Origin of the sequence: Agrobacterium tumefaciens, assembly GCA_025560025.1 — a bacterium.
Lineage (GTDB): Bacteria > Pseudomonadota > Alphaproteobacteria > Rhizobiales > Rhizobiaceae > Agrobacterium.
In genome coordinates this window covers 1,507,339-1,529,707 of the sequence record CP048486.1, presented here as the reverse complement: position 1 = coordinate 1,529,707, position 22,369 = coordinate 1,507,339, and the positions used below count along the sequence as shown (strand labels likewise).

Genomic DNA, 22,369 nt, shown 5'->3' with positions numbered 1-22,369 from the left:
TTGATGGATATGGATTTGCTCCGCCGAACCGCAGATCTCCGTTCGGTTGCCGACGCAAGGCTTTTAACAATGGAAGATGGCCCGGGCAGAGGACAACGTCTTATCGTTGCCAGAAATGCCGCCGGTATCGGCTTCGAAATCGCGGTCGATCGTGGTTTCGACGTGTCATCGCTGTCGTTCAAGGGGGTGAATGTAGGCTGGCACTCTTCCAACCAGATGCCATTCTCGCCACATGACCCGGATTCAGAAGAGGGGTTGGGCTTTTTCCGCAATTTCGATGGCTTCATGGTGACATGCGGTCTGGACCAATACAGCAGGCCTCATGACTCCGATGTCACACATTACGGATATCCAAATCTCAAATCCAGGCGGTTACCGCAGCACGGCCGGATCTCGTCCGAGAAGTCGCGGCTGAAGAGATTTGGCGTCGAGGTTGGGACAAGCACCATCATCTGCGAGGGCACGGTGCGACAATCAAGTGTTTTCGGAGAGGTTCTAGAACTGCACCGCAAAATAACCGTCCCGATTTTCGAGTCCACATTGCTCATTGAAGACACGGTAACGAACCGAAGCTTTCGACCATCCGAACACGCTATCCTCTATCACCTCAATGTCGGATATCCTTTCCTGGACGAGACCTTGATCGTGAAGGGCTTGCCTGAACCTGCGCTTTGCGAAATCAATTCGACTCCGCCGATCCCTCACGACAGCTTCGGAGAGAAAGTGGATCATATCGACTGCCGCATCACTCCGCACAACACGCCAATTGTTCTCGAAAACAAGCGATGTGGTTTCTCCCTCTCCCTGACCTATGATCAGGTGGCGCTCCCCAAATTTGCGACCTGGCGCGCCTATCAGTCCGGCGTATTCGCACTTGGGATCGAGCCCCGATCCGATCTTCGGCCACCCGAAGGCGGTCAGCTGGACGCAGGGGAAAGCCGTACCTACAAGCTGCAGATAGATCTGCTTCCCTCATGAAACGGGCGCAGGCTTTGGAGTATTTGCGATACCCCGCTCGATTCCAGTCTCCAGCCCCTCCACAAAATGATGGGCCCCTGCTGTTAGCTATCTGCCGATATTCCTCTGTAAAGCCAGTTCCAGGTCCTGTCGAAATATAGATCGACAGACTGCCTTGTATCAAATTCGGCGCTGCCCATCATCGCGGATGAGGTGGCACAGATGCGCAGCCGAACTGAAAGTTGTGGTTTCTGCATCAACTCACAAATTGTTGTGGTTGCACTTCGAAGCAATTTGGCCTTGTTTGTGGACGCAAAATACTCACGGGGAGAGAAAACAATGTCTATAACAGCAACAACGCGCGCCACGCTGCTGGCTGCATCGCTTCTGATTGGCGCCAGTTCCGCACTTGCGGAAACAGTTCTGCATCGTGGCAATGCCGGAGAACCGCAGACGCTCGATCAGGCGCAGACCTCCATCAACATCGAGGCTTTTATCCTGAAAGACCTTTATGAAGGTCTCACCATTTACGATGCTGCCGGCAAGATCATTCCCGGTACGGCGGAAAGCTGGACGCTGTCTGAGGATGGCACCGTTTACACGTTCAAACTGCGTGCGGATGCAAAGTGGTCGGATGGCACACCGGTAACGGCTGGAGATTTTGTTTTCTCCTACCAGCGTGTCGAAGATCCAAAGACCGCGGCAAAATATGCGAATATTCTCTATCCGATCAAGAACGCCGAAAAGATCAACAAGGGCGAAACGCCGGTTGACCAGCTTGGCGTCAAGGCGGTGGATGACAAGACCCTTGAGATCACGCTTGAGCGCCCGACACCTTTCTTCGTTGAGCTTCTCGCTCACCAGGCGGCTCTGCCAATTTCGAAGGCGAGCTACGAAAAGAACGGCACCGACTTCGTAAAGCCGGGCGTCATGGTCTCGAACGGTGCTTACAAGCTCGAAGCGCATGTTCCCAATGATAGCTTGACCGTCGTCAAGAACACCAACTTCTGGGACGCATCGAACACCAAGATCGACAAGGTCATTTTCTACCCCATCGATGATCAGGCCGCATCCGTTCGTCGTTTCGAAGCCAAGGAAATGGACCTCGCGTATAATTTTTCCGCGGACCAGATCGACCGTCTGCGCAAGTCCTATGGCGAACAGGTTCACGTTTCGCCGACGCTTGCGACCTATTATTACACCTTCGATACACGCGAAGCGCCGTATGACGATGTCCGTGTCCGCCAGGCCCTTTCCATGGCAGTCGACCGCGATTTCCTTGCCAAGGAAATCTACAGCGGTTCGCAGGTTCCCGCCTATTCCATGGTTCCCCCGGGCATGGACTCCTACGGTGAGCCCGCAAAAGCCGATTTTGCCACGCTTTCACAGCTTGATCGTGAAGACGAAGCCCTCAAGCTGATGAAGGAAGCCGGTTACGGTGAGGGCGGCAAGCCGCTTTCCATCGAAATCCGCTACAACACCAACCCGAACCACGAACGCGTCGCAACGGCTATCGCGGATATGTGGAAGAACACCTTTGGCGCGAAGGTATCGCTGGTGAACCTCGACGTCGCCTCGCACTATGGCTATCTCCAGGAAGGCGGCAAATTCAATGTGGCGCGTGCCGGTTGGGTTGCCGACTATGCGGATGCGGAAAACTTCCTCGCCCTTTCCATATCCTCCAACAAGACCTTCAACTATTCGAAGTTCAACAATGCCGAATATGACGCGCTGATGCAGAAGTCATATGACGAAAAGGATGCGGCAGCTCGCTCCAAGCTGCTGCATGAGGCAGAAACCATCCTCATGAAAAAACAGCCGGTCGCTCCGCTTCTGACGCAGGCAGACCTGTGGCTGGTTTCCAACCGCGTGAAGGGTTGGGAAGACAATGCTGCTAACGAACACCTCAGCCGCTTCCTGAGCGTTTCCGAATAAGCAGTGCTGGCACGGTGGCTGACACCACCGTGCCATGCGGGGAGCCTGAAAAATCATGATCTCGTTTATCCTGCGCCGTTTGGCGAGCGCCGTGCCGACGTTGTTTATCGTCGTCACGATTTCGTTTTTCCTGATGCGTTTTGCACCGGGCGGTCCGTTCAACCTCGAACGCCCCCTGCCGCCGCAGACCATGGAAAACCTGATGAGGACCTATCATCTGGATGAGCCATTGTGGCGCCAGTACCTCATCTATCTCGGCAATGCCGTCACCGGCGATTTCGGTCCGAGCTACATCTACAAGGACAACACCGTCGCGCAATTGATCGGCAAGGGGCTGCCTTATTCGCTGGAGCTCGGTTGTTATGCTCTTCTGCTGGCGCTGATTGGCGGCGTTCTTGCCGGCACCTTTGCCGCGCTCAGGCAAAATAGCGCCTTCGATTTCTCGATCATGTCCATCTCGACCGTCGGCATCACCGTGCCGAACTTCGTTGTCGCGCCTGTTCTCACGCTGATCTTCGCCGTGTTGCTCGGGCTTCTGCCCGCCGGCAGCTGGGGTGATGGATCGCTGCGATATCTCATTCTTCCGATGATCGCGCTCGCTTTGCCACAGCTTGCCGTCATCGCGCGCCTGACACGCGGCGCAATGATCGAGGCGCTGCGGATGGACCATATTCGCACCGCCAGGGCTTATGGCCTCCCAGCCCGCAGCGTGGTGGTGTTTCACGCCATGCGCGCGGCAATGTTGCCGGTCGTTTCCTATCTTGCGCCTTGTGCCGCAGCTCTGTTGACGGGTTCGGCGGTCATCGAGACGATCTTCACTATCCCGGGTGTCGGTCGCTACTTCGTTCTTGGCGCCATCAATCGTGACTACACGCTGGTCATGGGAACCGTCGTTCTCATCGCCATTTTTGTCATCCTGTTCAATCTCGTGGTCGATATTCTCTACGGCCTGCTCGATCCGAGGGTCAGACATGACTGATATCTCCGGCAATATCGCCCCTCAACCATCGGTGAAAAGCCGAAGCCTGTTCCAGCTTGCCGCCATGCGTTTCAGACGAAACAAAGCCGCCATGGCTGGCTCCATCATGCTCGTGCTGATCACGCTTTTCTCGTTTATCGGCCCGCATTTCCTTTCACACACCTATGATCAGGTGTTTTCATCCTATGTCTCCGTCGCGCCAAGCCTTGAGCCGCGCCCGGACGTCAACAACCTCCAGAGCGTCATGGAAGGTGTGGCGGGCCGCGCCCGCGTGGAGCTGAAGGAATTTTCCGTCGAAGGCCAGACCTTCACGGCAACCGTCACCTCCAGCGGCCCGATCGACCCGCGCACGACACGGTATTTCGACCGCGCCAACGAATTCGAAAATACGAAGGTCGTTGCAACGGAAGATGATGGTCGAACGCTGAAGCTGGAAGGCGATGTCAATCGCGAATACTTCTTCTTCGGCACGGATTCCAACGGTCGCGATATGCTGGCTCGCGTCATGCTGGGCGGTCAGATATCCATCGCCGTCGGCGTTCTCGCCAGTCTCGTTTCGCTCGGCATCGGCGTTCTTTACGGCGCAACGGCGGGCTACATCGGTGGGCGCGTCGACAATGTCATGATGCGTTTCGTCGAGATCCTCTATTCGCTCCCCTTCGTCTTCCTGGTCGTCGTTCTGGTGGTCTTTTTCGGGCGCAGCTTCATCCTGATCTTCCTGGTCATCGGTGCGGTGGAGTGGCTGGATATGGCCCGTATCGTGCGTGGCCAGACGCTTGCCCTGAAACGGCGGGAATTCGTGGGTGCGGCCCAGGCTTTGGGCCTGACCGACTGGCAGATCATCCGCCGCCACATCATTCCGAATACGATCGGCCCCGTCGTCGTGTTCGTCACGGTTGTCGTACCCAAAGTCATTCTTCTGGAAAGCTTCCTCTCTTTCCTCGGGCTTGGCGTGCAGGCGCCGCTGACGAGCTGGGGAGCGCTGATTTCCGAAGGCGCGAACAATATCCAATCTGCCCCGTGGCTATTGATATTTCCGGCAATCTTCTTCGTGCTGACCCTGTTCTCGCTCAATTTTGTGGGCGACGGGTTGCGTGATGCACTCGATCCCAAGGATCGTTGACATGAATACGACATCTGAAACCATTCTCACCGTCCGCAATCTCAAGGTCGATTTCACGACGCCGGACGGCACGGTGAACGCCGTCAAAGGCATCGATCTCGATGTCAAACAGGGAGAAACGCTTGCCGTTGTCGGAGAATCCGGCTCCGGCAAAAGCCAGACCATGATGGGCATCATGGGACTGCTCTCCTCCAACGGCGTCATCCAGGGTTCAGCCAAATATCGTGGACGTGAGCTGATAAACCTGCCGGTCAACGAGCTGAACAATATCCGTGGCGCGAAAATCACCATGATTTTTCAGGAGCCGATGACCTCGCTCGATCCGCTTTACAGGATCGGCGCGCAGATCGCCGAACCCATCGTCCACCACCGGGGCGGCAGCAAGAAGGAAGCGAGGGCACGCGTTCTCGAACTCCTGAAGCTCGTGGGGATTCCGGAGCCGGAGCGGCGCATCGACAGCTATCCGCATGAGCTTTCCGGCGGGCAGCGCCAGCGCGTCATGATCGCCATGGCGCTGGCAAACGAGCCGGATATTCTGATCGCGGATGAACCAACCACCGCGCTCGACGTGACAATCCAGGCGCAGATTCTCGATCTTCTGAAGTCGTTGCAGCAGCGCTTCGGCATGGCCGTGGTGCTGATCACGCACGATCTGGGTGTGGTCAGGCATTTTGCCGATCGTGTTGCGGTCATGCGCCGGGGGGAGATCGTTGAAGCCGGTACAACGGAAGATATCTTCGAGCGCCCGCAGGCGGACTATACGAAGATGCTTCTCGATGCCGAGCCCAGCGGGCACAAGCCGCCTGTCGGTGAAGGGGCGCCGGTTGTTCTCGCCGGCCAAAACGTGACGATTGATTATGTGATTCCGGGCGGCTTCCTGTCAAAATCGCGGGAGTTTCGCGCCGTGGATGGCGTCAATGTCAGCCTTCATCAAGGGCAGACCATCGGCATCGTCGGTGAATCCGGATCAGGCAAGTCCACGCTCGGTCGTGCACTTCTTCGCCTGGCACCGTCAAAAGGCCAGATTTTCTTCGGCAAGACGGAAATCACCGGACTTGATCGTAAGGCAATGAGGCCCTTGCGGCGGCAGCTGCAGCTTGTATTTCAGGATCCCTATGGATCTCTTTCGCCAAGACAGACTGTTGGCGAGATCATCACCGAGGGCCTTTTTGTGCACGAGCCGCAGCTCAGCCGCGCAGAGCGAGACGAACGGGCAATCGCAGCACTGAAAGAAGTCGGTCTCGATCCCGCCGCCCGCAACCGCTACCCGCACGAGTTTTCAGGCGGACAACGTCAGCGTATCGCAATTGCCCGCGCGATCATCCTCAAGCCGGATGTCGTCATTCTCGACGAACCCACATCTGCGCTGGACCGATCCGTTCAGGGACAAGTCATCGACCTGCTGCGTGGTTTGCAGAAGACACATGGCCTTTCCTACATCTTCATCAGCCACGACCTTTCCGTGATCAAGGCCATTTCGGATTACGTGATCGTCATGAAAAACGGGAAGATCGTGGAGGAGGGAGAAACGGACGCGATATTCGACAGGCCGACGGCTGAATATACCAAAACACTGATCAAATCCGCGTTTTCGGCAGAGATGGCACGATAGATTAGTCCGATACCGACGAGACAAACCGGAAGCACGCATCCCATACAGCGTTCCTGACGAATGGGGTGCCGAGGTCTTCGGGCCGTGCCGCAAGCATCAAGTCTTTGCTTTGCGAAACGGAACCGAAGACATCGGTCCTCTCATCTGTTCAACACCAATATAACAACCGCTCAACGGGCCTTGAGAAACCGATAACCCGTACTGAAATCATTGCTATATATTCGGTCCACCGCCACAAAGGGCACATTGCGGCGATAATCTTCAAACAGCGCTTTTGTTCCCGCTCCCAACGTCCCGGGTTTGCGCAGATCAACGGCTTGCGCCGCATGTAGCAACTGGATCGAGGACATCCAGTACAGATTATCCAGAATTCGGCCGAGATTGGCGACCGAAAGCGGTGCGTGGCTGTCCAGATCCTCGATATTTCCTGCCATCGCAACCGAGCCGACGGGAGCCTGCGCGCCGATCTGCTGGTTTTCGGCCAGAAGCGCGACGAGTGGCTTCTGGATCGCGCCAAACGCATGTCCTTGATTGGTTTCAGCAGCAAGGAACCGCGAAAGATGCGTCAAATCCGGGTTTTCGAAGCGGATCGTCTGCATCGTAATGGCCTGTGACAGACGCACCAGCGCCGTGTTCAGTGTTTCAACCCTTGAGGCCACCGGCAACATCTCAAAACCCGCACTCGGATAGATCGCTCCCGATACGTCGCCCTCGATAAAATACTGCGAGACCTGTCCGGAAGCCTTGTCGTCCGAGGCTCCCGCAACTACGCCCGGATTGTCATCACTGCGATTGATCTGGATTTCCAGCGCCCTGGTCAAATCCTGCGTTGCAATTTCGGCTCCGCCAAGCACATAGGCCATGGTGCGATAAGACAGTGGGTCCTGCAGCGCCCGATCCTTCGCGGGCGACCAGAGATAGCTGCCGTCAAGGGCAGAGCGAACCATCAGTGCCCCGGATGTGTTTTCGGCAAAGGGGCGCAGCTCGTTCGTCGCCGCGAGGAAAGGGGCGACATTGCCGTTAAAACCTTCCAGTGCAAGACCAAAGACAACGGCTTCCTTCTTGAGATAACCCGCCGTATCGTGCGCCAGCAGGGCAGCCTGTCCAGCGGTCAGCGCATTCGTGCTGAGGATCGAAAGGAAATCCTTGCCAACCGGTTCGAGCGGAGCGATGCCGGCCTCGGTCAGGGCGCGCGCTGCGGGAATGCGGTTGCCTTTCATGAAGACCTCCCCCTCGCCGACCATCGCCAGACCGATATGGGAGGCAAGGGTGATATCCGCCTCGCCCACAGAACCGCGTGAAGGAACGACCGGGGTGATCCCCTGCTCCAGAAACTGTCGATACATTTCCGCGACAGCGCTCTGAACGCCGGTTCGGCCGGTTGCAATCTGGTTTAGACGGATCGCCATGCCCGCCCTCACGGCCTCGACCGCCATCGGCTCACCCACGCCTGCACCATGCGCGCGCAGGGATGTAGAATTGAAAGCGCGTGACAGCTTCAGCAGATCGTCGTCCAGCACGCGCTTGCCGTCCTTCATCGCGAAAACTGGGCGATCCTTGTTCCAGCCAACGCCAACCGTCAGGCCGTAGACCGCCTTGCCCTGCAGGGCAGCCTCCATCACCAGATCGAAGCCTTCGGCGATCCGTTTGCCCGCACTTTCGGTGAGAGTAATCTTGGCGCTGTCATCCCGCGCCAGGCCGACGACCTGTTCCACGGTCAGGTTTTGACCATCGATGGACCAATGTTCCGCCCGTGCGTTTGAAGCAGCAAGCCCGGTGATCGCAAAAGCTGTGACAATGGAGAGGCGATGAATAGTCCCGTTTTTAACAGACATGATGTTCCCTTGAGTTGGTTATTATTATGCCGTCATGTCTGCAGCATTGTCCGGCGTCGAAACGGCTTCGCTTCAACTGGAAACTTCCAGACATGACGGGTGGAGCAATTGGGGGAGCTGGGCCTTGAGCGGCCCATCTCCTTCAGTTCGTGGAATACGGCTTCGGCAGGATCAGGACCGCTATCAGCGATATGAATGCGGCGGCCATGACGTAAAATCCGGGCGCGTGATAACCGATGCCCGTGCTGCCAAGCCAGGTCAGCGTCGCCGGGGCAAATCCTCCGAAGATCGTCACGGCGGCATTGTAGGCCAATGACATGCCCGTGGTGCGGATATTCGTCGGGAAAACCTCGGACAGGGTTGCGGGTGCGACCCCGACATATCCCGAGACCATGATGCAGAAGAGGCTTTGCACGATGATGAGCGTCGTCAGTGTCGGCGAAGATTGCAACCACCAGATCAGGGGATAGACCGCGACCAGCATTGCGCCGGCGGCAATGGCAAGCATCAAGCGCCGACCGATCCTGTCCGAAATGCTGCCGGCGCTGACGCAACCGACGGCAAGGAAGACGTTACCAATCAGCGATGCCGTAAACGCCTCCGAAGGGCTGAAACCGAAAGCACGCTGAACGAAGATCGGCATGTAGATGATCAGCACATAAACGCAAACCGCCCACAGGATCGAGAAAGCGAAGCCTTTGATCAGATGGCCGAAATAGTCCGAGAAGACGAGCTTCAGGGGTGTTTTGGCGGACTGGTTCTCCAGACTTGCCTGTTCGGCCTGAAAAGCCGGCGTTTCGTCCAGCGTCTTGCGCAGCCACAGGCCCACCGGCGCGATCAGTACGCCAATGAAGAACGGAATCCGCCAGCCCCAGTCTCCGATCTCCTGCTCCGTCAGAAGCGAGGTAACCGCAAAGGCGACGAGTGCACCCATGATGTTGGAAATCGCCATGCTTGCCTGCAGCCAGGAAGCATATTTGCCTTTTTTGTCGGCGGGCGCATGTTCGACAAGAAAGGCGGCTGCTCCGCCGATTTCTCCACCTGCGGAGAAGCCCTGAAGGACTCGTCCGGCAAGGATCATGAGCGGCGCTCCCACACCGATCGCGGCGTAGGTCGGCGCCACCGCGATCAGCAGGGTACCCGCCGCCATGATCATGATGGTCAGGAACAGTGCGGCTTTTCGACCAGCCTTGTCGCCATAGACCCCGATCACGATGGCTCCCAGGGGGCGGATCACGAAGCCTAGCCCGAAGGCGAGAAAGGCTTTCACGAGTTCGACCGTGTGATCGCCGCCGGGAAAGAAATTATGGGCGATGTAGATTGCAAACAGCGCATAGACGGTGAAGTCATACCATTCCAGGGCGTTGCCTATCGATGCTGCCGCAACGGCGCGCTCCGGTGATGACCGTCTGGCCGGTGTCACTGACAAATTTTGATATGTTTTTTCCATTATTGTCCCCTCTTGGCCTGCCGGTGCCGGCAGGCGATGTTGATTGGTGATCGTAATTTTCCGCCCTTCGTGGCGATTGATGGCATCTCCTCGCTTTGACCTGTCAGATCTGCACGTGATTTATGCCCTTGCTGGCAATTTCATCCTGTGCCTCGGCATAGCCCGCATCCGCGTAACGGATGACGCCGAGCCCCGTATCGTTGTCGAGCGATTGCGAGAGCCGGTCGTCAGCCGCATTGGTGCCGTCAGCGACGATCGTGACCCCTGCCGAGGTCATGAAACCCGCATATCCCCCACCGCCGGAATGAAGCGCGACGAGGTCGGCGCGCGAAGCGCAGAGCAACATCGCGTCAAGAAGCGGCCAGTCGGCGATGGCGTCAGAACCGTCAAGCATGTTCTCCGTCATGATGTTCGGATGCGCCATGCCCGCTGAATCGAGGTGATCGCGAGAGAAGGCGACCGGCCCCTTCAATTCGCCCGAAGCGACCAGAGCGTTGACCCGCCGTGCGAGTGCGCTTCGTTCGCCATGGCCGAGCCAGGCGATGCGCGCCGGCAGCCCCTCGAACGGAACATACTTGCGCGCCAGCGAAATCCAGTTGGTAACAATCTTGTTGTCCGGAAACATCTCCAGCACCAGCTCGTCTATCCGCGCAATGTCCGAGGCCTCACCCGACAGGGCCATCCAGCGGAAGGGACCAATCGCCCGGCAGAACAGCGGGCGCAGATAAGCTTCAGTGAAGACCGGAATATCAAAGGCGTCAGCAACCCCGCCGGCCTGCGCCTGCGTGCGGATCAAATTGCCATTGTCGAAAACCTCCGAGCCGGCCCGCTGGAATTCCAGCATGGCTGTTACCTGTTTGGCAATCGACGCCCTGCCGGCCTCGATCAGTTCATCCGGATTCTGGCTGCGCAGGCGGCGTACCCGTTCCAGATCGTAACCGATTGGAATATAGCCATAAACAAGATCATGGGCGGAGGTCTGGTCGGTCACGATATCCGGGATGATCCCGCGCGCAGCTATTTCGGGATAGATTTCCGCTGCATTGCCGACAAGGCCGACGGACAGCGCCTCACCCTTCGAACGGGCCTCTTCAATCCGTGCCAGTGCGCTATCGAGATCATCGGCAATCTCGTCCAGATAGCCGATATCCTTGCGGGTGCGGGCCCGTTCCGGATTGATCTCCACGCACAGGATGGCCGCGCCCGCCATGCGGCCGGCAAGCGGCTGTGCGCCTCCCATGCCGCCAAGGCCCGCGGTCAATACGAAACGCCCGTTCAGCGTGCCGCCGAAGCGGCGTTCGGCAATGCGCATGAAGATTTCATAGGTGCCCTGAATGACGCCCTGCGAGCCGATATATTGCCATGCCCCCGCAGTCAGGCCGCCCCAGCATATGAGACCCTTGCGTTCGAGAGCATAAAAATTCTCGGCCTTGGCCCATTGGCCGACCATGTTGCAATTTGCCATGATGACCATCGGAGCCTCGGCCGAAGTCTTCATCAACCCGACCGGCTTTCCCGACTGGATGACAAGCGTCTGATCCTCATCCATGGTCGTCAATGCACGCACGATGGCATCATATGCGGCCTTGTTGCGCGCCGCCTTCCCGAGTGCTGCGTAGACGACGAGATTTTCCGGGTCTTCACCGACAGCCAGCACATTTTCCATAAGGCGCAGCAGGGCTTCCTGCCGCCAGCCCTTCGCTCGAAGGTCGGGTCCTGAAGGGATCGGGAAGCCGGGATTGCGGGGATTCTCTCTCGGCATCTTCAGGCCTCCAATGCGTAGTTGGTCAGGTTGATACCCATGACCTTTTCGGGGTGGACATAGATCGCCGGGTCCATCAGGCCCGCGCCGATCGGAATGAGGGTCTTTGGGACATGCAGCAGGTGGATCTTCATGCCGACCTTCAGCTCGCCGACAGACAGCGGCTCGATCTCCTGCGACAATGTGGTGATGACATCCGGAAAGGTTGCGAGACGACGGCCATCGACCGCATCGACCGCCATGTATTCGTTCATCACATGCAGGGTCAGCGCCGCATCGCCCCTGCCGATGGTGACGGTGCCGACGTCGAAAGCCTCATTCGTATAAACGACATCCTTCGCGGTGATCTCTCCTTCAATCATGATCCTGCCGCCCGTGGTCGAAAGGATCGCATCGAGAACGGCCGCATGCCCTCGAGGCTCGGCGGCGAGGATTGCGTGACCAAGCTCCAGCGCCTTGGAAATTCCGCCGAGCGCCGCATTCTTCGCGACGTAACCGGCGCGAACCGGATTGCGGGCCGAGGCGATGAAACCACCCGACATGTCGGAGGCGGTGCGCAGGATGGGAGAGATACGGCCGGTTGCGCCACGCGTTACGAGTTCGATATAGCGGTTCTGATCGCGATTTCCGCCGACGGCCGTCTGGATCGACTGGTCCGGTTTACCGGCCATGCCGATCGCCCCCATGTCGCCGGTCGGATGGGCGCGCATGTCACCCACCGCGTCCAGCACCTTGCAGCCCAGGATAGCCGAAGGCAGCCATGCGTTGAGGGTCGAGGACTTGCCATTCTGCCCGATCATCAGGGCCGCGACCTTCGCACCAAGCTCGTCCTGCAAAAGCTGCACGGCCTTGACATAATCCACGCCCCGCATTTCCCAGGGCGTCGTGGAGGCCGGCGCACCGATGGCGGCAGCCGTCGCCACCCAGTCGTCTTCGTTCAATTCGTCGATGGAGACGAGTTCCGGCGCACCGGCGTTCACCGCGGCATAGCCCAGCTTCCGTCCATGATGGACCCAGCCGCCACCGCCGGCCGCATAGACCGCGCCTCCCCGCACCGCGGGTTCCACATCCTTCTCCGTCAGAATTCTGGCCACTTTCAGCCCTCCCTTTTTCTGTCCAATTCCATAATCGTGTTCGCCAGAACTTCAGCCGCCAAAGCGAGATCGGCCGCATCCGCCCACTCTTCCGGGCAATGGGAACGGCCGTCGCGGCAAGGGACGAAGAGCATCGCCGAAGGACACAGCCGTGTCATGAATGCCGCGTCATGGCCTGCACCCGACACCATCTTTCGATAGGGCGTGTCCAGCCCGTCGGCGGCCTTTGCCAGCGTCTCCTGCAATCCATCATCCATCTGCACGCCGGGATTGGCGGAAATCAGCCGCGCCTCGATCGTGTTTTCGCCGTCCGCATCAAGTCCGGTCAGCCAGGATACGAATGCTTCCTTGTCCTCGGCCCGCTCGGCGCGGATATCAACCAGCATGCGGACCCGGCCCGGCACCACATTGGCGGCGTTGGGGGAGATTTCGAACTCGCCCACAGTTGCGGTGAAATGTCCGGGACCACCGGAAAGCTCCGTCGCGTACCGCTCGATCTCACTCACGATCCGCGCCGCAGCAACGAGGGCATCCGTACGCAACCCCATCGGAGTCGTACCGGCATGATCGGGACGACCCATAACCTCGATCTCGACGCGATTGATGCCGACAATGGTCGTCACCACCCCAAGCGCAATCTTTTCCCGTTCGAGAACCGGCCCCTGCTCGATGTGTAGTTCCAGAAAGGCCTTCAGGTCGTCAGCCAAGGGAGCTTCAAGACTTTCCGGCTTGCCGCCCACATCACGTATGGCCGTCGCCAGATCGCGCCCGTCACTGATGCGCCTCAGCCAGTCTTGCGGCAGAACGCCCGCCATCGCTCGCGAACCGATGCAGGAAACCCCGAAAATGGATACCTCTTCAGCAAGAAAATCGACAACGGCCAGATTGTGCCGCAAGGCAACACCGCGCCGTGAGAGAATGCGTGCGACCTCCAATGCAACGACGACACCGGCAACACCATCAAAACGTCCGCCGTCCGGCACAGTGTCGGAATGCGAACCCAGCATGATCGTCCCGACGTGCGGCTCGGTGCCTTCGCGTCGACCGATCAGGTTCCCGCCCGCATCCGTCGAGACATTCAATCCTTCACTCAGGAAACGCCGCCGAAGATAGTCGCGCCCTTCATCGAAACGGGGCGAGAAGGCGCGGCGGGTCCAGGGACGTTCCGGATCGGTAATCTGCGCCAGTGCGTCGAGATCCGCTTCTATGTCCTTTATTGACGCATCGAGATTGCGGCGCATCACAACAGCACCTTGCGCAGACCAAGTGTTTCGGGCGGCCGCACGAAAACGCCTGTTCCCGGCGCAGCCAGCACGTTTTCACCGTCAAAGACCATCTCGCCTCGCCGCCAGGTGGCTGCGACCGTCCAGGGCAGCTCCATGCCGTGATAAGGCGACCACCCCGCGATGGAGTGAGGACTGGTGGCTGCGTCATACACCACGGGCCGATCGACCAGCACCATGACGTCAGCGTCGCGCCCGACCTGCAACCCGCCTTTTTGGTGGTCCAGACGAAAATGCCGGGCCGGATTTTCAGCCATAAGCCGGGCCGCCCACACCAGCGGCACACCGCGTGCGATCGCGCCCTTGACGAAAAGCGGCACCATCACCTCCAGCCCCGGGACGCCGGAAGCATTTTTCAGCATATCGGGATTGGTCTTGCGGTCCTCGCTCCAGCTCACGTGATCGGTGGACACCATCGACACCCGCCCTTCCGCCAGATGGCGCCAGATCGCCTCCACTTCTTTGCGGGGGCGTATCGGCGGGTTGATCTTGGCCTTGCCGCCAAGCCGCGCGACATCATTCTCCTCATCCAGAACAAGGTAGTGAATGCAGCATTCGATGGAGGAATACCGGCCGTTCCTGCGATACATCTCGGCGATTTCGTAACCGCGGCTGACGGAGCAATGGACGACATGCGCCGGACAATCCGTCTCGGCGCCGGTTTCGTAAATCTGCAGCATCGCCAGCGTCTCGGCCAGTTCGGGACGTGACAGACCGTGCGCACGCCAGTCGGTTATACCGGATGCTTCGACCTCGGAAATCGCGGCGCGGACATAGGCGTCGTCCTCATTGTGCACGCCTGCGGCAAGCCCGGTCTTTGCAATTTCGGCAAAACAGGCGCGAAGCAGCGCGGGTGGGATACGCGGAAAGCGTTGGGGATCCGTGCCGAAGGTCGAGAACTTGTAGGCACAAACTCCCGCCGCCGCCTGTTCGGCAATGCGGGCAGCCCCCTCCTGCGGATCGACAGTGCCATAAAGCGCAACGTCGATGCGCGCCTCACCGTCGATCATCGCGACCTTGCGCCTGACGGCCTCGGCGGAACACACGAGATTGCCCTCATCATAGGGCATGTCCACGATTGTCGTGACGCCGCCCGCCGCCGCCGCACGGGTCGAAGCCGCAAAACCTTCGGCCCCCTTCTGCGACAGCGAATGCACCTGTGCGTCTATAGCGCCAGGCAATATAAGGCCGGTGCCGAAATCATGATTTTCTCGCCCAGCCGGCGCGGGGCCTTCTCCGATGAGTGCCGTTTTCCCCTCGCGAATGGCCACGAAACCTCGAGAAATCTCGCGGTCGGTCAGAATGACCCGTCCCGCCAAAACCGTATCGAAATCCGCCATGTCGTCCTCCTGTCATATTTCGACTATGAGGCACAATTAAATTAGTGGTATATCCCAAAATCCGGACAGACGATGCCGAAATGGGAAGGCCAAGACGAGGCGTGGGCGGTGAAGGTTTCGACGATTCTTTTATGTGACCAGGTGGTTCGGCTCGGCGGCATCCACCTTGCGTCCAACACAACGGGAATTCCGGTTTCAACTGTATCGGACGCCGTCAACCGCCTGGAAACCGCCCTGTCCGTCAAGCTTTTCGTCCAGGGTGCAAAAGGCCTGATCCTGACGGCGGAAGGCGGAAGACTTGGCCCATATCTAGCGCAGGCCGCCCATGAAATCTTTGCGATCCATGGCGCGTGCGGCGATGACCGTAAGAAAGATATTTATCAGAGAAGCGTGTCGCTGATTGCACTCTTCCGCTTCGTGGACATTCTCGAATCGGGCTCGATCCGTAAATCCGCATTGAGGCTTCAAATCGGGCAACCACAGCTGACGCGGATGATGGCGATGCTGGAAGACAATCTGGGCGTCCGGCTTTTTGAACGGACCCGCAGCGGCTCGCGCGCATCGCCCGAGGGCCTGCGCATATCGCCCCACGTCCACAAATTACGCGATATCTGGGCTGCGCTGGACTCCACATCCGCCCTGCGTTTCAAGCGGCATTTGCGGCATTGGTCATTCGGCGGCATTCCTCCCGCAACGACGGACAGCCCGTCGGCAATTATTCTGGCGCGAATTGCCGCCAACTGGGCACGGCGTTTCGACACACCGCTGCTAATGCAGCCCGGACTTGCAGACAGCCTGCTGGAAGGACTTGAACAACAGCGATACGATGCAGTCCTTGTCGACATGCCAGTCAACAATTCTCGCCTGCGCAGCCGTGAGGTTTTGCGCAGCCACCTTTCATGTTTCCTGCAGCATGAAGCACCTGAACTGACGGATGCAGATTCGCCGTCACAGATGCGCGAGGCGATCCTCAAGCACCCTCTGGTACTGCCTTCCCGCGCCTCCGGACTGCGCCAGACGGCCGAAAGCTTTCTCGAGCATCTGCTTGGACCAACGTGGCTATCAAAGGTGCAGTTGATTGAGATCGACAGCATACCGGTGGCAGTGCAACTGATTGTCGGCCACGGATATTGTTCGATATTGCCGTCCGGCGTGGGAATAACCTCCCCCAAGGTGACGAAAATCCCATTGCCGATGACATTTTCCGTTCCATTGCTATTGGCCTGGCGCGCCGACGACAGAGGCACAGATATGGCGCAGCGGGTTCTTCAGCTGCTTGATATGATGAACTAATGGTGGCCGGGCAGGCTCGGCTCCTGCAACTCGGGTCCAAGTATCTAACACTTCGCCGAGCGGTAGGCTTCGGGCCGATAGGTCGTTTGAAACCTACTCGGTCACAGCAAGAAAAAAGATTTGCGGCTTGTGCGCGGGTTGACCGCTGGCTGGCGATACCTTGGGCGATTTGCCAATATTAACGAGCTGCGCGAGCGTACCCGCTTGCGGCCTAACCGTCTCAAGCGGTCGGAACCGTGCCACCGTCGATGGTGAATTCGGTTCCCGTGATCGCACCAGCGCGTGGCGACACGAGGAACGCGATAAGATCGGCGACCTCCTGAGGCTTGGCGGGCCGCCCGAGCGGAATGCCGCCGAGGGCCTTCATGATGATCTGCTTGCCGCCCTCGTAATCGGTTCCGGCGTCGGTCGCCAAGCGTTCCGCCAAAGCGACCGCCGCCTCGGTCTCGATCCAGCCTGGTGAGACACGAACGACGCGGACACCTTTGGGCGTGACCTCCTTGGAGAGGCTTTTGCTGTAGGTTGAAAGCGCAGCCTTCGCGGCGGCATAGGCCGTCGTAGATTCAGGCAGCGGCAACTGGTGCTGGATCGACGTGACGTGAATGATGACGCCGCAACCCTGCTCGATCATCGATGGCAGGAGGGCGCGGTCGAGCCGCACCGCCGGCATGAGGTTGAGGTTAAGCTCCCTGAGCCATTCGTCATCGCCTAGAGCAGCAAAACCGCCGGGAGGTGCGGACGAGCCGCCGAGAACGTTGACGATAATGTCGACCCCGCCCAGGCGGTCGAGCACGCCCCTGGCGACCGCGGCGCAGCCGTCAGCGGTTGTGATGTCCGCCGCGACGTACTGAAGGCCTTCCGGAGATTTGTCCGGGACCGTCCGCGCGGTGGCCACCACCTTCGCCCCGGCTTCTGTCAGTGTCTTGACCACGGCAGCGCCGACGCCTTTCGTGCCGGCGGTAACGAGCGCACGACGACCGGCAATCGCAAGATCGAAGCTCATAGCGTGATTTCCAGTTCTGCGATCTTGTCGCCTTCAAGAAAAAAGAAGTAGCGGAGATCCACCGGGCTGCCGGGGAAGTTACCCGTCAGGTGGCTCGTGACGACTGTCCTGCCGTCTTCAGTCGCGATTGCGAAGGGCTCGACAGTGTAAGTGTACTTGGTAGAGCTGTCGGCCTTCCAGCGCCGGATCGCCTCCCGTCCGGCATAGGTATTGCCTTCATCCTTGACGATGGCGGTTTCGGTAAAGCACTTTGCGACGGCATCGCCGTCTCCTGTGTCTGCCGCGAAATAGAGGGAGATCGGTGATGGTAGATCGACCATTGTTCGGGTTCCTTTTTCGTGTCCGGTCCAAATCCGGGACCAGGATTGCATGGGGCGGAAAATGGCCGTACGATCACCAAATGACAAGAACGCACGAAAAAGTAAGGTACTCACCTAAAAGTAAGGCCCACTCTTATACCCGCGAGACGGCGGCGGAAGGCGTCGAGCGGGCGCTGAAATTGTTAGAGGGGCGGTGGAAGCTGGTGATCCTGTTCCATCTCTTCGGCGGCCGGATCATGCGCTTCTCCGACCTCGAACGCGCAATCCCGGCGATCTCGCAGAAGATGCTGATCCAGCAGCTTAGGCAAATGGAGCAGGACGGCATCGTTGTCCGCATTGTTCACCATCAGGTGCCCCCGAAGGTCGAATATGCGCTGACGGATTGGGGGCAGGCTTTGTGTCCCGCGCTCGACGCCCTGTTGACGTGGGCAGCCGAGTGTCCTGCAACCGATGCCTTGGCTAAGGAGGGCGAACCTTCGCAATAGCCCGCCGTCCAATGTGCCTAACCGGGTATCAGGCCGCCAGGCTCTGCCGATGGAAGTTGCAGCGTATCGGTGGCACTCACCGCGCGCATGGCCGCGCAAAGATTCGACAATAAAAAATGCCTTTTACGACACAAAAATCATTCAGTCCTTTCGTATAGCCCTGCTTGCACCGCTTAGATGCCGCTTCATAAGGGCGGATGCGATCTCGTTTTCTCCTTCCTGAAGGCGGCCCAAAATCTCCAGGTGTTCCCTGCAGGTGGTCACGACGCGCTCGGGACCGTAGTTCCAGTTGTAATTGGACAGACGACGGAGCTGATTCTGCCGGTGCATGGCCTCCTTGAGATAGCGATTGCCGGAAGCGGCGCTGATGCCGAGGTGAAACTCTGCATTCATCTCGAACAGCATCACGCTGGAGGTTTCCGTCCATTTTGCTCGCATGACGTCCTCATGGCGCTTGCGCATGGCGTCGATCCAGGCAGGCAGCAAGGCAAACTGCGGTGACATGATTGCGGCGCACTCGATCAACACACGGAAATTATAGCTCTCCTCGCGGGCGCGAGCATCGCGGGCGCTATCCATGAATTCCCAGCCGTATCCCTTGCGGCGCATAACGACGCCAAGCTCTTCAAGCTTGATGAGGGCCTGGCGCACTGGCGCACGTTCGCTCTCGGTCAGCCGCATCAGTTCCAGCTCTGTAAACTGGTTCGAAATCCCACCCTCACGACGCAGCTTGGCGACGGCGACGATCAGCGCTTCGTCGGAGCGCTGATGTTCGGCCATCTCCGACTGCGGCGGAATGCCGGTCAGCACCGTGCCCTTGTTTGGCAAATGCTCGGCATAACCCAGTTCATGCAGACGGTTGAGCGCGACGATGACCGGGGTGCGCGACACGCTCAGCCGCTCTGCGAGCTGGCTTTGGCGTAGCCGCGCGCCGGGCTCAAGGCCATCCTCGTGGATCACCTCGATGATGCGGCGCAGGAGATCCTGCTGCAAAGGCGTGTTCGCGTCGGACATTTTTCTCTTGCCTTCTCATCAGTTTTGGTTTTTGTTATATAAAATACAATTTTGGTGCAGGCATTCAAGCCCCTGCATCCGACATTCACTCTATCGGGGACGACCTGCTGTCATGACTCTTTCTCTCACCTGCCCTCTCATCGAAGTTACGGGTACGCCATTCGAGCGCGGTCAACAATATGGAGAACAGGCGGGCGACCGCATCCGCAAGGGTATAGAGCATTACCAGCACCAGATCCGGGCCTCTGGCCTCAAGGCCGGCGATCTCGAAACGATCATCGACCGCTTCGCCGGGGCGATCGAAGAATACGGTCCGCAATATATCGAGGAAATGCGCGGCATCGCCAAGGCGGTCGGCACGGAGCTGTCGGCCATCCTGCTCATCAACGCGCGCACCGAAATCCTGAAGCTTGCCCGCCGGCGCGAAAAGGGGCTGGACGATTTCATGTCGGATGGCTGCACCGGCGTCTTCGTGATGCCGGAGGTTACGCGCGACGGACAGTTCATCCATGCGCAGAACTGGGACTGGAAGGCCGAATGCGCCGAAACCGCAGTCGTGCTGAAGGTCAAGCGCAGTGATGGGCCTGATATCCTGACATTCACCGAAGCGGGCGGGCTGGCACGCACCGGCTTCAACGCCGCCGGCATCTCGATCAGCGGCAACTACCTCGAAACCGATCGGGATTACCGCACGCTCGGCGTGCCGCTCGCCATCATTCGCCGCAAGGTGCTGGAGCAGGATCACCTCGCCATGTCCATGCAGGCCGTCTACGGCACGCGCAAGTCCGCCTCCAACAACATGATGGTGGGCCATGCGCATGGCGTCGCGATCGATTTCGAATGCGCGCCGGACGAAACCTTCCTTGTTCATCCGCAGGGCGGGCTGCTGGTGCATGCCAACCATTTCCAGAGCCCGGTTGCGCTTTCCAAGCTGCAGGACAAGGGCGTCGTCAACATGCCGGATTCGCTTTACCGCGACGTGCGCGTGCGTAGCCTGATCGAGCCTGCGCTCGGCAAGGTGACGACGGCGGACGTGAAGACGGCGCTGCTCGATACCTTCGAGACGCCGTGGTCGGTGTGCCGCCCGCCGCGCAAGTCGCTCTCCAACAACCAGTCGGCGACGGTTGCGACCATCGTCATGGTTCCGGCGCTTGGACGCATGGAAGTGGCGCTGCTGCCAGCGCTCAATCCGAACTTCGCGAATTTCAGCCTCGACATGAGCATCGCTCCCGTCGTGCGCAACGACCTGCAACAGACCGACGCGGCCTGATCAGAACATTAAACAAGGGAACCCAAAACGGGAGAATTCGATGGAGTACCGCAACTTTATATCCAGCGCCGCCCTGACGGCGGTGATGGCGGCAATGACGATGACGTCCGCGCATGCAAAGGACGACGTGCTGCGCGTTCGCATCAATTCGGACGTGCGCTCTAGCGATCCGGGTGTCAACCGCGACGCCAACAGCGATGCGGTGCTGCTGCATGTGCTGGAAGGTCTTGTCGGCTATCGCGATGACGCCTCCGTGGCACCGCTGCTCGCCAGCTCGATCGATGTTTCGCCCGATGGCAAGACCTATACCTTCAAGCTGCGCAGCGGCGTGAAGTTCAGCAACGGCGAACCGCTGACTTCGGCTGACGTGCTGGCTTCCTGGCAGCGTTACACCGACCCCAAGACCTCCTGGCGCTGTCTGACGGATACCTCTGCCGGCGGTGTGGCCGCCGTCAGCGGCGTGACCGCACCAGATGCCGAGACGGTCGTCTTCACCCTCGAAAAGCCGACGGCGCTCTTCCTGCCCACCCTTGCCCGCACGGATTGCGGCGGCACCGGCATCTACCACAAGTCCTCTCTTGCTGCCGACGGAAAATGGGTCAAGCCGATCGGCACCGGCCCTTTCACTTTCGGTGAGTGGCGCACGGGCCAGTATGTCGATCTCGCGGCAAACCCCAACTACACACCGGGTGAAGGTGAACGGGTCGGTTATGTCGGCGACAAGACCCCGAAGGTCTCCGGCGTGCGCTTCATGGTCGTTCCGGACGATTCCTCCGCCAAGGCTGCCCTTTATTCCGGCGACATCGATGTGCTGAGCGACGTGCTGACGTCCGATATCGCCGAACTATCCGCTACCGATCAGGTTGTCGTCGACAAGGCTCCTGGCATGGGCCTCACGGCGCTGCTCTTCCAGACGCGCGATCCGCTTCTACAGGATGTCCGCATCCGCGAAGCCCTGCGGCTCTCGCTCGACCTGCCGCAACTTGCCGAGGCGCTTTCCAGCGGCGAGTCGAAGGCGAGCTTCTCCGTCATTCCGCAGCCGAGCCCCTATTTCGGTGCGACCCAGGCCGACGTTCCGGCACGCGATATCGCGAAGGCGAAGACGCTGCTGGCGGAAGCAGGTTATAAAGGCCAGCCGATCAAGTGGCTGACGACCAAGTTCTATCCGCAGCTCTTCGACGCGGCCGTGCTCGTTCAGGCCATGGCGCAGGAAGCAGGTATCACAATCGACATCGAAACGCTCGATTGGGCGACCCTGCTCGACCGCTACAGCAAGGGCAACTACAGCGCCATGTCATTTACCTATTCCGCCCGGCTTGATCCTTCGCTCTCCTTCGACATGGTGAGCGGCAACAAGGACAAGCAGCCGAACAAGGTCTGGGACAATGCCGAAGGCCGGGAGCTGATCGCCCAGTCAAGCCGGATCAGCGATCCTGCGGAACGGCAGAAGATCTTCGACAAGCTGGAAGGCATGATCCGTGCGGATGTGCCCATGGCCGTCATCTATGCCGGAAGCCGCGTCAGTGCCGTGCGCAAGAACGTTGAAGGCTACAAGACCTGGCCTGTCGGTTATCCCCGCATGTGGGGCGTCTCCTTCACGGCAGGAAACTGATC

The 22,369-nt window shown here is 59.1% G+C and carries 18 protein-coding genes; 9 read left to right on the top strand and 9 right to left on the bottom strand.

What is annotated here, in order from left to right; translation table 11 throughout:
• Window positions 1-3 precede the first annotated feature (3 nt).
• The 5 genes from FY152_20945 to FY152_20925 all read left to right on the top strand — a co-directional run bounded on the left by FY152_20945 (window position 4) and on the right by FY152_20925 (window position 6,606).
• Window positions 4-978 (top strand): DUF4432 family protein, encoded by a 975-nt coding sequence (locus tag FY152_20945; protein ID UXS34578.1) that lies wholly within the window; start codon window positions 4-6, stop codon window positions 976-978.
• Window positions 979-1,296: 318 nt separating this feature from the next.
• Window positions 1,297-2,892 (top strand): peptide ABC transporter substrate-binding protein, encoded by a 1,596-nt coding sequence (locus FY152_20940; GenBank protein ID UXS34577.1) that lies wholly within the window; start codon window positions 1,297-1,299, stop codon window positions 2,890-2,892.
• A 55-nt stretch (window positions 2,893-2,947) separates the two neighbouring features.
• Window positions 2,948-3,871 (top strand): oligopeptide ABC transporter permease OppB, encoded by a 924-nt coding sequence (oppB, locus tag FY152_20935; protein ID UXS34576.1) that lies wholly within the window; start codon window positions 2,948-2,950, stop codon window positions 3,869-3,871.
• Window positions 3,864-4,994 carry an ABC transporter permease subunit gene (locus FY152_20930; GenBank protein ID UXS34575.1) on the top strand — a complete coding sequence of 377 codons (1,131 nt, stop codon included), beginning with the start codon at window positions 3,864-3,866 and terminating at the stop codon, window positions 4,992-4,994. Before oppB ends, FY152_20930 begins: the two co-directional genes overlap by 8 nt.
• 1 nt (window position 4,995) lies before the next feature.
• On the top strand, window positions 4,996-6,606 hold the full coding sequence (locus FY152_20925; GenBank protein ID UXS34574.1) for an ABC transporter ATP-binding protein: 1,611 nt from the start codon (window positions 4,996-4,998) through the stop codon (window positions 6,604-6,606).
• A 170-nt stretch (window positions 6,607-6,776) separates the two neighbouring features.
• On the opposite strand, the gene FY152_20920 is transcribed toward FY152_20925, so the two are convergent.
• The 6 genes from FY152_20920 to FY152_20895 form a co-directional block, all read right to left on the bottom strand.
• Complete coding sequence (locus FY152_20920) at window positions 6,777-8,441, bottom strand: aromatic amino acid lyase (protein UXS34573.1); 1,665 nt, start codon at window positions 8,439-8,441, stop codon at window positions 6,777-6,779.
• Window positions 8,442-8,583: 142 nt separating this feature from the next.
• Window positions 8,584-9,891 (bottom strand): MFS transporter, encoded by a 1,308-nt coding sequence (locus FY152_20915; GenBank protein UXS34572.1) that lies wholly within the window; start codon window positions 9,889-9,891, stop codon window positions 8,584-8,586.
• A gap of 103 nt (window positions 9,892-9,994) precedes the next feature.
• Window positions 9,995-11,653: a urocanate hydratase gene (locus tag FY152_20910; GenBank protein ID UXS34571.1), complete on the bottom strand. Its 1,659-nt coding sequence runs from the start codon at window positions 11,651-11,653 to the stop codon at window positions 9,995-9,997.
• 2 nt (window positions 11,654-11,655) lie between these two features.
• Window positions 11,656-12,747 carry a DUF917 family protein gene (locus FY152_20905; protein UXS34570.1) on the bottom strand — a complete coding sequence of 364 codons (1,092 nt, stop codon included), beginning with the start codon at window positions 12,745-12,747 and terminating at the stop codon, window positions 11,656-11,658.
• A 2-nt stretch (window positions 12,748-12,749) separates the two neighbouring features.
• The gene (locus FY152_20900; GenBank protein ID UXS34569.1) at window positions 12,750-13,988 is read right to left on the bottom strand and encodes a Zn-dependent hydrolase; all 1,239 of its coding nucleotides are present in this window, start codon (window positions 13,986-13,988) and stop codon (window positions 12,750-12,752) included.
• Window positions 13,988-15,370 (bottom strand): amidohydrolase family protein, encoded by a 1,383-nt coding sequence (locus tag FY152_20895; protein UXS34568.1) that lies wholly within the window; start codon window positions 15,368-15,370, stop codon window positions 13,988-13,990. Before FY152_20895 ends, FY152_20900 begins: the two co-directional genes overlap by 1 nt.
• A gap of 72 nt (window positions 15,371-15,442) precedes the next feature.
• Here FY152_20895 and FY152_20890 point away from each other — a divergent pair, with 72 nt between their 5' ends.
• The gene (locus tag FY152_20890; GenBank protein UXS34567.1) at window positions 15,443-16,663 is read left to right on the top strand and encodes a LysR family transcriptional regulator; all 1,221 of its coding nucleotides are present in this window, start codon (window positions 15,443-15,445) and stop codon (window positions 16,661-16,663) included.
• A 220-nt stretch (window positions 16,664-16,883) separates the two neighbouring features.
• Here FY152_20890 and FY152_20885 read toward each other — a convergent pair whose 3' ends face one another.
• Complete coding sequence (locus FY152_20885) at window positions 16,884-17,666, bottom strand: SDR family oxidoreductase (protein ID UXS34566.1); 783 nt, start codon at window positions 17,664-17,666, stop codon at window positions 16,884-16,886.
• Entirely contained in the window at window positions 17,663-17,986 is a 324-nt protein-coding gene (locus tag FY152_20880) for a nuclear transport factor 2 family protein (GenBank protein ID UXS34565.1), read from the bottom strand. The genes FY152_20885 and FY152_20880 overlap by 4 nt, the downstream gene beginning before the upstream one ends.
• 80 nt (window positions 17,987-18,066) lie before the next feature.
• Between FY152_20880 and FY152_20875 the strand changes: the two genes are divergently transcribed.
• On the top strand, window positions 18,067-18,471 hold the full coding sequence (locus tag FY152_20875; GenBank protein ID UXS34564.1) for a helix-turn-helix transcriptional regulator: 405 nt from the start codon (window positions 18,067-18,069) through the stop codon (window positions 18,469-18,471).
• A gap of 141 nt (window positions 18,472-18,612) precedes the next feature.
• On the opposite strand, the gene FY152_20870 is transcribed toward FY152_20875, so the two are convergent.
• Window positions 18,613-19,485, bottom strand: coding sequence for a GntR family transcriptional regulator (locus tag FY152_20870; GenBank protein UXS34563.1), 873 nt, complete (start codon window positions 19,483-19,485; stop codon window positions 18,613-18,615).
• A gap of 112 nt (window positions 19,486-19,597) precedes the next feature.
• Here FY152_20870 and FY152_20865 point away from each other — a divergent pair, with 112 nt between their 5' ends.
• Window positions 19,598-20,755 (top strand): acyl-CoA--6-aminopenicillanic acid acyltransferase, encoded by a 1,158-nt coding sequence (locus tag FY152_20865; GenBank protein UXS34562.1) that lies wholly within the window; start codon window positions 19,598-19,600, stop codon window positions 20,753-20,755.
• 82 nt (window positions 20,756-20,837) lie between these two features.
• On the top strand, window positions 20,838-22,367 hold the full coding sequence (locus FY152_20860) for an ABC transporter substrate-binding protein (GenBank protein ID UXS35137.1): 1,530 nt from the start codon (window positions 20,838-20,840) through the stop codon (window positions 22,365-22,367).
• The last annotated feature ends 2 nt before the right edge of the window (window positions 22,368-22,369 follow it).